We start from the raw sequence: 13,242 nt of genomic DNA on the forward strand, positions 1-13,242 counted from the left end.
TTTTATCTAAAATGCTATGTATTACTTCTCAATATGAAGCTTGAATAAATCGCCTTTTTCATTAAACTCTTTTATTTCAAATACATAATCAAAATCATCTGCATCGCCCATATAAGAATGGTTGAAGTTATAAGCACTTACAATACTGCACTTTGGCATTTCATATTGTACTAATACATCTTTTTGATTTTCTTGTTTTCTATAAAAGCCTTCAGCTATAAGTTTGCAATTAACAACTCTACGATTAAAAACTATAGTTTCACAATTTTGAGTTTTACTAAAGAACTTATCATAATCTGACTTCGTGTCTTCCGATTTATTTAGAAACTTGAGCATGTCGCCATTCAACAGAGCATCTTTAACTCTGATCGTTCTATTTGCTACACTTATGCTCCCTTTTTTCAGGGTATTGATAGTTGAAATAAAATTTCCAGCCTCATCAAACACATGCAGCTCAATGATATCTCTAATACCATAATTCACGTTTCCTTACCTCCTCATTTTCCTGTCTATGATTTAAATAATTATATAATTCATTTACAATCCGACAATTTCTAAATTCCTCTACTCTTTCTCCTAGCAATGCTCTAACCACGAGCCACCAGTCATCTAAATACTCCCTATCTTTATCTCTCTTTAGATATAATGTATCAGCAGCAATAGTCAAAGCTTCGACTTCACGAGGCAACATATCCTCAACAATAAATCTCTTCAATTCATCATTCATATTAAGTTGTCCTCTTTTATGTATTTTTGTTTGACACTACTTTATCAAACTCTCTCCAAGCGTCCTTCCAAATCTGTTCCTTTAGTCCATCATACTTATCAAAATCCTTCTTGCCCAAATACTGTTTAAGTTTCTTCTTTACATAATTATCTTCATGCAGCTTTTTTTCTTGCTCAGTGCCTATATCACACATAAAACAACTAACGAGTATTTGAGCCAATTCATCACTTACGTCCATTTTTTTCAATCCATCTCTTGATATTGATATGCCCCATCCGTTCATTTATAAAATCTATCTTGTCTCTTTGAGCTTTTTCTAAGCTGATTCGTGCTTTTGTTAAACTTTTAAGACTCTTATTCAGTCTTTCTATTGAATCATTTAGCTTAGCAACATTTCTTAATAACTCAGTGGTTTTTTTACTCATTACTCATCCCACCTTCGAGGATATGTACCATCAGGATAAGCTATTGAAGCTACAAATAACAAGTGGTGTATTGCACCGCTTATCTGTTCCATATTGCTCACCTCCTTCTTTATTATAATTTCATTATATTCATTTATAAAGAATAAGTCAATTGTATTTTAATTATTTATTTATTTTAGTCTACTGTTTGTAAAAGGTACATTTTATATGAATCCCAAGATGTCTTTTATGGCAAATTCTCGATAATCTCCTTTAGCATAATCCCAAGCTTTAAGTAACCACTGTTCTTCTGGGTGCCATTCTGTAGACCCATAGCGGATACCTTGAGGATACACATGTCTCAGACTCACTTCACCTTTATAATTCTTATATTCAAACATCAACTTTTTGTTAAAGTCCATCTCGCATCCCCCCTTCAAATGTGCATTTTACACAAACTTATATTTCACGTATTCTTGAAGTAAATATTCTCTTCCTTTTAAACCAATTTGAATTGTGGGATATTTTACTCCTGCTGAGGCCACCATAGGATTAACATCGAAGAAGCCATACACAGATATGTCTCTGTAGCCTTCTTTTATGCTTGAATCAGCAACTTTATAAATCATAAAATATTTCTCTAAGTCAATATTGTGATTTACTTTTGTTTTTAAAAACCATCGAAGAAAGTTTTTTTCTAGTGGATCAACAATCTCATCCAACTCGTCCGCTCCAAAAGAAGGGCCCCAAATGGCAATTTCCTCTTTAAAATGCCCGCACTTTTCCAGTTCCATTGCTCTTTTAACTTGTTCAATTTCTTTATCGATTTCTTTTTGCATCTCTTCCAACTGATCCAATGTGAGATTCTTTAATTTCATTAAATCCACTCTTTCTTATTAAAATTTGACTTTTACTCTCTTACAATTTCACATTCCACGTAAAACCTTTATTATCAATAAAACGAATGTTTACAGATACTAATGTATGACATCGCCCGTAATCATCGTGAGGATTAAAGGGTAAATCTTCAAATTCTCCATTATATTTTTCTAATTCATGGTGTCCGCTGTAATTATTAATTAAGTCAATCAAATCACGTACAATCGCCTCTTCAAAATATGGTTTTGTATATGTATTAATGGTCGTAATATAGTCTCCGTCATTTGAATCTGCAACAACGGTAACAATAAACTTATTGCACTCCTCCATTTTTGGAACTACCAGTTCATACTCTGTCATTCATATTCCTCCAATTTTATAATTATTTTAAAATGCGGCTTTTATTACAACAAAGCCAATATCTCCTTGTTTATCTCCTCAATCTTTTTATCATAATATTTGACCTTGCTAATCCTGGCTTGCTCAAACTGCTTAAGATTTTCCATACACTGATTTAGATAATGCTGTTTACATTCTTCCTCCGTGTAGAAAATATTTAACGATACTCCTGTATAGGCTCTATATCCAGTGTTATCGTAAGGAGCAATTATTTGTGAGAGTACTTTCCCTTTCTCATTAACTGGCCTAAAGTGGAAATCAGAATAGTAAACACGTTTATTTTTAGGCAAATTATCATTACTCAAAACGACGACTTTTCTAGGAGTAATGTGACGGATTGGTTGATTATCTATATCGTTGAATCTATAGTCACAGATCCATACTTCATCCCCCAATTTTACTTTTGGTGCATACTCTTTATGATTCAATTAGATTCCCCCCATTTCAACATTGACTCCTAAGTCCCTCATTATTTTTATATCATTGAAACTTATATTTTCTCTTACTAAATTCCATCCATACAGTGTTGCTCCATAATACAAATCACTTAACTCTACCTCTTCATCGTACATATCTCCATGCAATCTAATCATCCTATCTCTGAAACTCTCTTGATCTATAATGCTAAAGTCATTGTCATAAATATCGAATACTTCATTGTCTTTTTCTTTGTAATTGTAATTATTAAAGATATTTCCCCAGCTTTCAGAGTATGGTTCTGATTTTAACCACTCATATACTTCGCTGTCTGAATTTGCAGCGAGATAAGTAAGAATTCCATTTTGGCTATCTTTTTGTGAAAAATGCTCAAACATGATTTTATATAGATTCATTTCTCTGCTCCTATGTCTATGTAAAATACGCCTTTTACTGATTTATTTTGTCTACGATAATTTTGCAAACCTTGTGTCTATATGTGTGATTGTAATCCTCTTCAGTTGTAAACAAATAGTTCTTAACGACATATTTACTTAATAATCCGTCTCCTTCACGGGGATTGCTACCTTGATTAAATGTCTTATATTCAACAATTGATCCAACTGGAGGTAATACATCAAACGGATTACCCCAACCATAGTACTTTCCACCATCACTATGTTTGTTGACAAGATGCCCATCACAAATTAATTCAAACCTAAATTCACTGGGTGTCAGTTTTATCAATTCCCCTCAATATTTTGGATTCAATGATTCGTTTACTGTTGAGTAAATAACTTGAATTTGACTAGCCCATGGTTTCAAACGTGGATCTAACTTTCTTATTTCTCCAAATGCAGTATCAGAAATCTGGTTATAGAAATCGTCCTCACCATACTTGATCCATTCAAAACCTTCTCTTAATGCATTAACTCCGTTGATTAACTCAACTATCATTTCTTCTTTAAATAAGTCATCGTCTGAGTAGTATGCTTCCGTAATCTCTTTCAAACGTTCTGGTTTTAACCCCATATACACCTATTCCTTTTTAGATAAAATCTCACTTTTACTTAGAGTTTAATGAATTAATCGTTTCAATAACGTCTATGTATAATGCAATTTGAACATCAATGTCTGTGACTTCTTTAAAAACCAATTCTCTATTTTTAAATACATCTCTGTCCTCAAGAGCCAATAAAATTATTTTTCGTTGAATTTCTAATTCATTTACTCGCTGCTCATATTTATCTATAGCTTCATATTTATCCATTCAATTATTCCTATGCCCAATAAGACACGGCATCCTCAAATTTAATCCAAAACGGTTCTCCTTCGATATCCTCTCCAGAATCAATATTACAGAATTGAATCAACATATCATCTTGATGATCTTCTTTTACAGAAAATCCTTCTGGGTGTGGAATCCAACCGTCTGGAGGGATAACGCCCAGTTCCTCTAATTTAGTCATTGTCTTTTCAAGTGTCCAAGTTAGTTCACAAACAAATCCAGTGTAATCTTTGTTATGGTTGTAACCATAGATTCTTTCAGCCATTATTTATCAACCCTTTCCACTAAAACCCTTGTAATATTTTTCTCTCATCTCTTTAGCAAACCGTCCTGCCTCATGTACATCATCGAAACTACCCAACTTAGTATTTTTACCATTTAACTGCAATTGAACAACCCATTTATTATACATCCAGCAAACATTACGATAACCCGATTTATTGTTCGAGTTCTTGCCACTTCTATGTCTTAAATTTTTCGAAGCCTCGGTGACTCTTAAATTAAGCTTTCTATTGTCTCTTGTATTGTGAGAAATATGATCCACATATTCGCCTTTGTTGGCATTCATTATGAATCTCTGTTGAGATAGGATATGGTATTTAGGTTTACCATCCACTATACCCATATAGACTGTTGCTTCTATATAAAAATCTCTCTTACATTTATGATAATGCGGATGCCATCTATATTTGAAATTCAATACACTTTCTAAATCTTCTGTGTCAATGTATGATTGAACCACATTTCCATTCTTTTGAACAAAGGTGAATTGGGTCGTATCACCCAGTATTTCATAAGTATAATTATGCAACATTTACTCCTTTCTCTGAGAAATACTCTTTTACCTAAAACACAAGGCAGTAGAACATGTACCCGAAATAAACGACCCATACAAAATTTTTAAGAAACGATTTCAGAGTCTGTTTATTTTCTTTTTGTAGATTTTCTTTTGCTTCAAGCAGCTCATTGTCACTCATGCTCTTATAAGATGTCTTCTTTTTACTTGCAATGAATGAAATAATCAAATAAAGAATAATCAGAATGCTTGGATATTTGTAAATGTCATGTCCGATTGCGTTAATCAAATAAATTACTTCAACAACTGCCAATATGAATAGAATAAACATAGGTAAGCATCCCTTTTTTGTAAATTCGAGATTGATCTTATGTTTATCTTCTCCCTGTGCCTCTCTAATGCCAAGCAATTCTAAATTTCTATATGCAGTATAGAAAATACTTCCCTTAATCATTCCATAAAAATTAATTGCGAAAAATACAATTGTCCAAAAAATCATATGTATTTAAATTCTCCTTTTCATTATTCTTTTAAAATCTAATTGTTGTAGGATGTCTTGTTTCGCAATCTTTCCGAACTTTTTGAATTTGATTCCAGATACTTGATTCTTCAGATAGCTTTCTGCTTTTCATATTTTCTAGGTCATATATTTCCCGATCAATCTTTGCTCGATCCTTGCGTAACTTCTCCAAACGTTTGGTGATATCAAGATAATTCATATCATTTAACACGATGAAACATTCCTCCTTTTCTATCTTTTCTTTGATTAAATTCATAATGGTGTCTGGCTTTCCTGATCCCCTAGGTAGACGGATATACTTCAAACTCATTCCTCCTAATTTGTCATCCCAGTAAAAGCATTATTTTATTTTGAGATATTTATTCAATATTCGCTTAAAAATATCCTTATCTTCACTACTAACCTTAACAAATCTTTCTTTTTCTTCCTCATGAATAACCGTATTATCAACAATCATATTTACAATTTCATAGTTATGATCTATTTCCGTGTAAATTGATGTCGTTTGAGCAACATGAACCCCGGCCATGTATGGTTGAGATGGATTCTTTTTCTCTATAACTTCTTCAATAGTAATCAAAAGATTTCTATTTTTAGTCAATTGGATACACACTCACTTCTCATCAAACTTGTATTTGATCGTAATTTTTGCTCACAATTCTTCACCCTTTAAATTGTTCTACAACCTTTGTGATATTGTTTACCTCTATACTTAAATCGAGCGATAAACGTCTTGATAAGCAGCAATCCTTCATTAACCCTCTCTACAACTATTACTCCAAATTTAGTCTTCCAGCTAATCTTTCCCACAATATTAGGAATGGCAGCCACCTCTTTAATGAGGCGACCCACTCCAACATTACTTTGCTCACATCTTGTTCTCGCATGATCGGACACTTTAATACGCATAAAATCACCGTTTTACAGACTTACGATTCTTGCGTTGTGCTGCAAATTTCGTGAGCGTTGCCCCTTCTTTTTGTCCATTCACGGCAGGCTTAACAAATTGAAACTTTAATCCTTCTTTAGTCGCGATTCGTTTTGCCTCTTTTACTGCTCCAAGATAGTCAGTTGGTAGATTGTTAATTACCACGTTTTTGTTTTGTGTGTTTACTGCGATTCCGTAAAATTTCATATGTATATTTCTCCGTTCTTATATGTCTTTTTATTTTGTTTCTCTATATTCTTCTATAAATAACTGGACTGTTTTAGTTACTTTGAATTTTGGTCTATAAACCTTCCATACATTTATATTTAATGTTCCAATTGCTTCAATTTCACTAAAGACAGGAACGCTTTTATAGTAATCTACGTCAGTCTTAAACTTCATAAGCTGGAGTTTGTCACAATCAAACTTAACTGTATTATTTAACTTACCGATCAGTTTTTTATCTGAAACAAATAATCCAGAAATCTTAAATTGACCTTGTTTAAATTCGTTTCCCGTAATCCGATAAAACTCTGATAGGTGTTGAACTAATTTTTCATTAACTTCTCTAATATCGAATTGTAAATCATAATATACAGTATCATCAGGCTCAAATTCGTAAAGCTTCTCATTCAACTCTTGACGCAATACATCAAAATCCGTTTTAAGTATCTGCACCCCTCCAGCCGCAGGGTGTCCACCAGTATAAATTACACTCTCACATTCGTTTAGCAAGTCGAGCATCGAAAAGTCCTCTAATCCTCTGAAGCTACCTGCATATGTATCTTCATTAGCTCCTTCTCCAAGAACAATTGCTGGCTTATTGAATGTTCTAGATAGCTCTTGCGCTACAAGTCCATTCATCCCTTTTCCAAGAGTATGATCAATAACAATAACAACTTTGTCGTTTTTATTAACCAAGGGCTTCAATCTAACTAATGCTTCAGCTTGGATTACTTTACGATTTTCATTTAACTTGATCAATTCTTTTACTATCGTTTTAATCTCTGGTGAGTCTTCATCACACATCAGGAAGTCTATTGCTAATTGAATATTATCTGCTCTTGTAGCAGCGGTAACAGCAGGACTTACGCCATAAAGAAAGTCTGCTGCTGAAAGGTTGTTTAAGTCAAAGTTCATAGCTGAAAATAGCGCTTTTAATCCTGCATGTCGCAACCCCTTTAAGGATAGTTTCGCAAAATATCTGTTCTCTAACTCCATCATTGACATCATGTCTGCCATTAATGAAAATCCCGGCAAGTCAGATAGTTGGTTTGCATAATATGTATCCATGTAATCATCAATTACCTCGCAAACCTTGAATACAAGCAATCCACCACAAGCATTTTTATTTGGATACTTACATCCTTCTTGTTGAGGATTAACCAATGTAATATATGGATTATTTACGGTTACTGTGTGATGGTCGATTACCAAACAGTCAATGCCTCTATCTGTCAACTCTTTCATTGACCATAAATCATTTGATGAACTATCAACAGCAATAAATAATCTTGTTTGATCTGAGACAGTAGAAATTAGATTATTTATTGAGTGGCCTTCACTTCGTTCATTACACACATAATTGACATCATCGGTAAAATTCTTAAGATATTTATATAGGGTTGCTAGAGCAGTTATCCCGTCAAAGTCTGGATCTCCTGATATAGTTATAGTTTCATGGTTTCTAATTGCAAGGACTATTCGTGTTACTAATGGATCGATATTTTTGAGTAAATATGGGCTACATATTACATTAGACAATGGATTTAGAAATTGATCTATATCTTCAATTCCATTAATCTTAGCGAGTTTACTGTATGTATTGTCATAAGGCTCAAACGGAATTTTGGGTTTCTTTTGCTTCCAGACTATGATTTAATCACCCCTTGATACTACTTTATTGAATACTTATTTTGAATTTTTCAGGTAGTGTAATTTTAAGGTTATTGTCAATTGCTTTCATAAAGTTGTGGGTGAGATGCCTGTTCTCCCTTCCTGTCTGTTTGTTTATGACTTTGATACTTGCCATATCTAATCACTCCTCAGTTCAGGTTAGTTTAAAGACATATAATTCAATATTTCTACTTTTTATATCACTTCTTATATATGGTTTAGGCCTCCTCAATGTCATCGACTTCAATTTCGTCTGTTTGTCCATTCCGTAAAGCATCCCGCCAGTCAATTGCAGATTCAATTAGTTCGGTTTGTTTCTTCTCGGTTAGTTCATAAAATTCATCTTCCGTCAATTCGATTTCCACTTCATAATCCACACGCACAGTTGCTGTTCCCGATATTCTAATCATCCTTTATTCCTCTCCTTGCCCTTTTGGGGCTGTATTAGTATCTATCCTCGTAAGCAACAAACTCTTGACCTACCAAATCACAAAGCTTTTCTAAGGCACTGTCATAGGCATGGGATAAGGATACGATTCGTTCTCCGTACTCTTCTCGTTCTTGCTTCAGGTCTTCGATGATTTTTTCTATGTCCTTTTTCATTCCGCTGTCCCCTCTCTTAGATCATTCCTTGAATTTCAAGCAGTTCGTTGATTATATTCATGATTTCATGTGCCACTTCTTCCTTGCCTTGCTTCCGAAACAGTTCCACTTTTGAATACAAAACGTCTGTGTAAATCCCTAATTTTAATTCGAGTTCATCCATTGTTCTCTATCTCCTCTCCTTTTTCAAAAATCACTGAAATTATCATGCAAGGATAATCCGTTTTTATGTTTTCTTATAATAACTACATCATCAAAATTCAGTGCATCCAAAACTTCCTGCGTGCCTACATAAACTCTTCCTGCAAATCTACCATTTCTGTCTTTATGTATCTGATAGATTCCTGAATCTACTTTAATAAACACTATATCTGCTTTTTCTTTTAGTGTGGCTGTTGGTTCTAAATCTTGTGTCATCGCTATCATCACTCCTTATAAAATAGTAGTTTTACGCAGACTGTTTTTTAATTTCTTCAAGATATTTTTCTTGATGCTCGATTTCTGTAATCGGAATTACTAGACCATCTCCTGAATTTGATTCTTTAGTTCTCTCTTCTAGATCGAAATCTGCCTCATAATAGAGTTCATGGCCACTAGTCTTAAAGGTTTTTAATGTTTCTCCATGATAACGCATTACACAGTAACAGAAATTGATATGTCCCAAACTTTCAAACTTCTCTAGTCCAGCTTCTTTGACAATCTCTTTGTAAGCAGCTTCAATTTCTTTTGCCTTTTTCGAGTTTGCTTTTAAAGTACCGTCTTTTTTGAAAATCTTCTTGTTTTCATCCTTTTTAAGTTCTGAGTATTCTATTTGAAGATAGTCTGGGGCTTGAACCATTAAAGTGATTTTCTCATCGAGCAATTCACTTACTTTAGCATAAATTGGTTTCCACTTTGGAAGTAAGGTTAAGTGTTGTTTCACTGCTTCATGATATTTTGTTCCTTGTTTAATCTTAAAAAATCTCATTTCATTCATTCCGCTATCTCCCCATATTATTATATTTTTTATTTACACATTTTTTATAAATTCTTGTTTTTACTCCCACTCTCCTCAAAAGATACCCATTTTATAATACTTAATTATTCTCCATTCCCCTTTAGAGATATATTTTTTCACTGTCTTTACATTAATTTCATAGGTATCTAAAGTATCAACGTGTACAATAGAATACTTATCTCCTAATTTAGTAGCATAATATTCAAATCCATTCTGATTTTTAAAATAAAATGAATCTTTCAGTTCAATGTCGTTACTACGATTATTAGTATTCGTTAGTTCGTTGAGTTCATCCAACAGATCAAACATTACCTTGTCATGTTGAGCAATCAAATCATTAATTTTTCCTTCGTACTCATTTCTTCTCATCTCGATCTGCTGATTTAGCTCACTAATCTTCTTTTCTTTTTTTACTCGTTCTACGTGACTTTTGGTGTCAATTCTAGAAACAATCCATCTCTTAGTTGCCCAATAGTCTTGGTCAGTAATATTTTGTACTCTTCCAGTCTCGTATCCATTTGCAGTATCGCAAACCACGAGGTCGCCAATGTTGAGATTGATGTCTGTTTTAAATGCGTACTCTTTTGAATTTCCATTATGTTTGACCATAGCAATTTTAGTCATTATATTTTATTCTCCTCTATGTAAAAGTATATTTTTATAAACTTCTTAGAGTTGTTTACTCTGCCAATTCCAAATTAAATTTCACCTGATTATGGAGTACCCACCCAGTTGCATTTTGGTTAACGTTGTGACAATAATATCTAGCTTCTGGAATATCATCATCACTTGCAGGAATAGTGTCTAAGATCCATAACATATCTTCATTTTCCCAATTGTAACAATCTAATTGGTCGTCTTTAACCCAGCAGACACCGTCTAGAATTAACTTGTTTTCCTCGTTGTATCGGATGTTTGGCTCATAGAAACTGACGCCTTCTTCACTGATTTCAGCAAACATTTTACTTTTCTCCTTTCTTGGTAAAACTCTTCTTTTATCCTATTACTTAAAAATCAATTCTTCTGTCCTCAGTAGTCATATTCTTAGTAATATCTTCAATTTCTTTTTCTTGCTGCTTGATAATCGCTCTTGCGTGAGCAATATCATGTCCAATTTGAATATTATAAGGATCATTAGGATTTCTTTTAGCAATTCCCTTCGAACCATCGCTTAAAATTACAATTGTTTTATCGCCATTATAAACAACCTTATAGTCTTTTCTACTTCCCCGAATAAGCTGCTCCTGAATAAGCTCTCCTTTTGGTGTCTTTACAATACTATTTACTGTATACGGAAGAATTTGATGAATATGAACCTTTGCCATTTTTCATCCTCCTTTCTTGGTTAAAATTCAAATTTTATTTGATTGTCTTTCTTCATTCTTTGCTTCCCACTTCATCCAATAACCTTTATAAACTTCTCTATTTTGCTCAATAACTTTATCGAAAACAGGTTGAGTATTGTCATTGTTATATTTAGGATCTTCTATTTCTTCATCCGTAGGCCATGTATTCGCATACTCCCAAATATCATACAGGTTTGCTTCGTAATATGTTCTAAATCCACTATTTTCGTTTATCTGTTCACAGCCAAATGTCGAAAGCAACTCCATCATTTCTTCTGTTCCCCAGTCATACTCAGGAACAATGTTGCTCAGTTTAACTTGCCAAATCTTAATCAGTTTAATTAGGTGTTCATCTGTCATTGTTGTTTTAAAATATATTTTTAAGTCCTCTGGATCAAATGTATGAAAAAGTTTGTATACTCTTGGTCGTGGCATTTAGTAGCCTCCTTTATTCTTATAAAATCCAACTTCTACATGCTTGTTTACGAGTTTGAGAGGTTGTTGGCTATGATTAATCTACGGTCAACCTCTTATATGTATTATTCTTTATTTTTGTATATAAAACTTAGCTTTGCAATAATACATGAACCCCGTTGAATCTTTTCCTTCATCATCAATAATATATGCTTCAGCTATACCACATGAACTTGCGTTTGCCTCCCATCTGTATAATTTATAAAACTTTCCCACCGTGGTCTTGATGTTGAATTTCTTGTCTGCAATAAAAACATGAGTTGCTTCATCTATATTCTCCGTAGGAATAAGATTTGCAGGTTGCTCTTCATGCATGGAACCACACCTCTCTGTTTCATAATTTAATTATATTTGTATATTGGAATGTTGTCAACCGCTAATTTTATAACTTTATAGTTCTACTTTTAGTAAATCTAATAGCTGCTATGTCTTCTTTCAAACAAGCTTCATCAAAAAAATAATCTGAGTAAAAACTATATTTTACTCAGACTGATACTTTGTATTTACACTCTGTATAAAGAATACTGAATACCTCTTCCCCTCTGTCACATGGACTGTCTTTATCTTTAAACAAGTTTCTATTGTCATATAAGGCATACACATTTCTAGTTTTCCCGAACTTAGCTGCTTGTTTTTTTACTGCTTCTACTGGCTTGTCTTTATCTAACGCTATAACTATCTCTACATCATGGTCTAATTCTTTTATCATCTTAACCTGCCAATCACTTAGATCATCACCACTAATAGCAACACAGTTTCGATGACCGTATTGACTAATTAACCAGCAAGTTTTTTCACCTTCGAATATCAATATCTCTTTTCTTTCTAATATGTAATACAAGGCTCTATGCCAATTGTAGAGTTCAATCATTTTATTGAAATTAATAAGATATAAAAATTTATAAACGTTTCTTTCCTCATAATCTTCAAAGATAGTTCTGCCCTTTATAGATACAATGTCACCAAACCGATTATGAATGGGGAAAATGATTCGCTGACTTCTTAAATCAAACCCTATTTGAAATTCTCGCTGTATTTCGCATGACACCCCCTCATCTAGATAAAATTGATGAGGGTACATGACATATTGATTCAATATTTCGTCAGCATAAGTGTCGTTTTCAAGGTTATTTAACTCTCTTTTTTTCTTACGTTTCCTTCTAACATCCTTGAGCCAATCAAGTTGAACTAAACTAGGTGGAGGTATATAGCTGCTGTCTAAAAATTCTTTGTAGCCTAATTGTTCACATATCCATCTCTTCGCTTTAGGCAATCCTCTTTGTCTGTCATCTTCCGATATTTGATCAAAAACTATATAAGATACCAATCCATAAATATCTATGTCTGACTCTCCAAGCGTCCTAATTCTGCTTGATAGGCTTTCATTTAAGTAAACTTGAACGGATCTTTTATTTGGCGATTCAAATTTGTGGGGGAGTTGCGCCTCGTAGCGATTATTCTTTTTTTCTACATATTCGCAACCCATTGCTTCTAAAAGTTCTCCAACCCTTGATTCTTCTATGATTCTTTCCTTTATTAACTTCAGATCATTGCTCATGTTGCTCCTC

Annotated in this window: 31 protein-coding genes; all 31 read right to left on the reverse strand. The window is 33.4% G+C overall.

What is annotated here, in order from left to right:
- Nucleotides 1-21 precede the first annotated feature (21 nt).
- Entirely contained in the window at nucleotides 22-483 is a 462-nt protein-coding gene (locus tag HFE01_RS06510) for a hypothetical protein (RefSeq protein WP_019687557.1), read from the reverse strand.
- The gene (locus HFE01_RS06515) at nucleotides 467-727 is read right to left on the reverse strand and encodes a hypothetical protein (RefSeq protein WP_019687558.1); all 261 of its coding nucleotides are present in this window, start codon (nucleotides 725-727) and stop codon (nucleotides 467-469) included. Before HFE01_RS06515 ends, HFE01_RS06510 begins: the two co-directional genes overlap by 17 nt.
- A gap of 16 nt (nucleotides 728-743) precedes the next feature.
- Nucleotides 744-974 (reverse strand): hypothetical protein, encoded by a 231-nt coding sequence (locus HFE01_RS06520; RefSeq protein WP_197492096.1) that lies wholly within the window; start codon nucleotides 972-974, stop codon nucleotides 744-746.
- Nucleotides 952-1,152 carry a hypothetical protein gene (locus HFE01_RS06525; protein WP_167438127.1) on the reverse strand — a complete coding sequence of 67 codons (201 nt, stop codon included), beginning with the start codon at nucleotides 1,150-1,152 and terminating at the stop codon, nucleotides 952-954. The genes HFE01_RS06520 and HFE01_RS06525 overlap by 23 nt, the downstream gene beginning before the upstream one ends.
- A gap of 203 nt (nucleotides 1,153-1,355) precedes the next feature.
- Entirely contained in the window at nucleotides 1,356-1,553 is a 198-nt protein-coding gene (locus tag HFE01_RS06530; RefSeq protein ID WP_167438126.1) for a hypothetical protein, read from the reverse strand.
- Between the two features lie 27 nt (nucleotides 1,554-1,580).
- Nucleotides 1,581-2,009 carry a hypothetical protein gene (locus tag HFE01_RS06535; RefSeq protein ID WP_167438125.1) on the reverse strand — a complete coding sequence of 143 codons (429 nt, stop codon included), beginning with the start codon at nucleotides 2,007-2,009 and terminating at the stop codon, nucleotides 1,581-1,583.
- 40 nt (nucleotides 2,010-2,049) lie between these two features.
- Nucleotides 2,050-2,370 (reverse strand): hypothetical protein, encoded by a 321-nt coding sequence (locus HFE01_RS06540; protein WP_167438124.1) that lies wholly within the window; start codon nucleotides 2,368-2,370, stop codon nucleotides 2,050-2,052.
- 44 nt (nucleotides 2,371-2,414) lie between these two features.
- Complete coding sequence (locus HFE01_RS06545; protein ID WP_167438123.1) at nucleotides 2,415-2,837, reverse strand: hypothetical protein; 423 nt, start codon at nucleotides 2,835-2,837, stop codon at nucleotides 2,415-2,417.
- On the reverse strand, nucleotides 2,838-3,242 hold the full coding sequence (locus tag HFE01_RS06550) for a hypothetical protein (RefSeq protein WP_167437949.1): 405 nt from the start codon (nucleotides 3,240-3,242) through the stop codon (nucleotides 2,838-2,840).
- Nucleotides 3,243-3,276: 34 nt separating this feature from the next.
- A complete protein-coding gene (locus tag HFE01_RS27045) occupies nucleotides 3,277-3,573 on the reverse strand; it encodes a hypothetical protein (RefSeq protein ID WP_167442979.1) in 297 nt (98 codons plus the stop codon).
- Nucleotides 3,574-3,579: 6 nt separating this feature from the next.
- A complete protein-coding gene (locus tag HFE01_RS06555; protein WP_167438122.1) occupies nucleotides 3,580-3,858 on the reverse strand; it encodes a hypothetical protein in 279 nt (92 codons plus the stop codon).
- Between the two features lie 34 nt (nucleotides 3,859-3,892).
- Complete coding sequence (locus HFE01_RS06560) at nucleotides 3,893-4,096, reverse strand: hypothetical protein (RefSeq protein WP_167438121.1); 204 nt, start codon at nucleotides 4,094-4,096, stop codon at nucleotides 3,893-3,895.
- Nucleotides 4,097-4,106: 10 nt separating this feature from the next.
- Complete coding sequence (locus tag HFE01_RS06565) at nucleotides 4,107-4,379, reverse strand: hypothetical protein (RefSeq protein WP_167438120.1); 273 nt, start codon at nucleotides 4,377-4,379, stop codon at nucleotides 4,107-4,109.
- A gap of 6 nt (nucleotides 4,380-4,385) precedes the next feature.
- Complete coding sequence (locus tag HFE01_RS06570) at nucleotides 4,386-4,925, reverse strand: hypothetical protein (protein WP_167442850.1); 540 nt, start codon at nucleotides 4,923-4,925, stop codon at nucleotides 4,386-4,388.
- 34 nt (nucleotides 4,926-4,959) lie between these two features.
- Entirely contained in the window at nucleotides 4,960-5,409 is a 450-nt protein-coding gene (locus HFE01_RS06575) for a hypothetical protein (protein ID WP_167438118.1), read from the reverse strand.
- A gap of 31 nt (nucleotides 5,410-5,440) precedes the next feature.
- Nucleotides 5,441-5,734 carry a hypothetical protein gene (locus tag HFE01_RS06580; protein ID WP_167438117.1) on the reverse strand — a complete coding sequence of 98 codons (294 nt, stop codon included), beginning with the start codon at nucleotides 5,732-5,734 and terminating at the stop codon, nucleotides 5,441-5,443.
- Nucleotides 5,735-5,770: 36 nt separating this feature from the next.
- Entirely contained in the window at nucleotides 5,771-6,031 is a 261-nt protein-coding gene (locus HFE01_RS06585; RefSeq protein ID WP_167438116.1) for a hypothetical protein, read from the reverse strand.
- A 68-nt stretch (nucleotides 6,032-6,099) separates the two neighbouring features.
- Nucleotides 6,100-6,339: a hypothetical protein gene (locus tag HFE01_RS27050; protein WP_019687575.1), complete on the reverse strand. Its 240-nt coding sequence runs from the start codon at nucleotides 6,337-6,339 to the stop codon at nucleotides 6,100-6,102.
- A gap of 4 nt (nucleotides 6,340-6,343) precedes the next feature.
- On the reverse strand, nucleotides 6,344-6,565 hold the full coding sequence (locus HFE01_RS06590; RefSeq protein ID WP_167438115.1) for a hypothetical protein: 222 nt from the start codon (nucleotides 6,563-6,565) through the stop codon (nucleotides 6,344-6,346).
- Between the two features lie 30 nt (nucleotides 6,566-6,595).
- Nucleotides 6,596-8,122: a DHH family phosphoesterase gene (locus HFE01_RS06595; RefSeq protein ID WP_167438114.1), complete on the reverse strand. Its 1,527-nt coding sequence runs from the start codon at nucleotides 8,120-8,122 to the stop codon at nucleotides 6,596-6,598.
- Between the two features lie 350 nt (nucleotides 8,123-8,472).
- On the reverse strand, nucleotides 8,473-8,664 hold the full coding sequence (locus HFE01_RS06600) for a hypothetical protein (protein WP_167438113.1): 192 nt from the start codon (nucleotides 8,662-8,664) through the stop codon (nucleotides 8,473-8,475).
- Between the two features lie 34 nt (nucleotides 8,665-8,698).
- Nucleotides 8,699-8,857: a hypothetical protein gene (locus tag HFE01_RS06605; RefSeq protein ID WP_167438112.1), complete on the reverse strand. Its 159-nt coding sequence runs from the start codon at nucleotides 8,855-8,857 to the stop codon at nucleotides 8,699-8,701.
- Nucleotides 8,858-8,873: 16 nt separating this feature from the next.
- Nucleotides 8,874-9,020: a hypothetical protein gene (locus tag HFE01_RS06610; protein WP_167438111.1), complete on the reverse strand. Its 147-nt coding sequence runs from the start codon at nucleotides 9,018-9,020 to the stop codon at nucleotides 8,874-8,876.
- 23 nt (nucleotides 9,021-9,043) lie between these two features.
- Nucleotides 9,044-9,274: a hypothetical protein gene (locus HFE01_RS06615; RefSeq protein WP_167438110.1), complete on the reverse strand. Its 231-nt coding sequence runs from the start codon at nucleotides 9,272-9,274 to the stop codon at nucleotides 9,044-9,046.
- Nucleotides 9,275-9,305: 31 nt separating this feature from the next.
- Complete coding sequence (locus HFE01_RS06620) at nucleotides 9,306-9,833, reverse strand: hypothetical protein (protein ID WP_167438109.1); 528 nt, start codon at nucleotides 9,831-9,833, stop codon at nucleotides 9,306-9,308.
- Nucleotides 9,834-9,908: 75 nt separating this feature from the next.
- Nucleotides 9,909-10,478: a hypothetical protein gene (locus HFE01_RS06625; RefSeq protein ID WP_167438108.1), complete on the reverse strand. Its 570-nt coding sequence runs from the start codon at nucleotides 10,476-10,478 to the stop codon at nucleotides 9,909-9,911.
- 55 nt (nucleotides 10,479-10,533) lie between these two features.
- Nucleotides 10,534-10,815, reverse strand: coding sequence for a hypothetical protein (locus HFE01_RS06630; RefSeq protein ID WP_167438107.1), 282 nt, complete (start codon nucleotides 10,813-10,815; stop codon nucleotides 10,534-10,536).
- Nucleotides 10,816-10,861: 46 nt separating this feature from the next.
- A complete protein-coding gene (locus tag HFE01_RS06635) occupies nucleotides 10,862-11,179 on the reverse strand; it encodes a hypothetical protein (protein ID WP_167438106.1) in 318 nt (105 codons plus the stop codon).
- 27 nt (nucleotides 11,180-11,206) lie between these two features.
- Entirely contained in the window at nucleotides 11,207-11,635 is a 429-nt protein-coding gene (locus tag HFE01_RS06640) for a hypothetical protein (RefSeq protein WP_167438105.1), read from the reverse strand.
- A gap of 111 nt (nucleotides 11,636-11,746) precedes the next feature.
- Nucleotides 11,747-11,989 carry a hypothetical protein gene (locus HFE01_RS06645; protein WP_167438104.1) on the reverse strand — a complete coding sequence of 81 codons (243 nt, stop codon included), beginning with the start codon at nucleotides 11,987-11,989 and terminating at the stop codon, nucleotides 11,747-11,749.
- A gap of 169 nt (nucleotides 11,990-12,158) precedes the next feature.
- Entirely contained in the window at nucleotides 12,159-13,232 is a 1,074-nt protein-coding gene (locus tag HFE01_RS06650) for a toprim domain-containing protein (protein ID WP_167438103.1), read from the reverse strand.
- Between the last annotated feature and the right edge of the window lie 10 nt (nucleotides 13,233-13,242).

Source organism: Paenibacillus sp. EKM10P, from assembly GCF_011800655.1.
GTDB lineage: Bacteria > Bacillota > Bacilli > Paenibacillales > Paenibacillaceae > Paenibacillus > Paenibacillus polymyxa.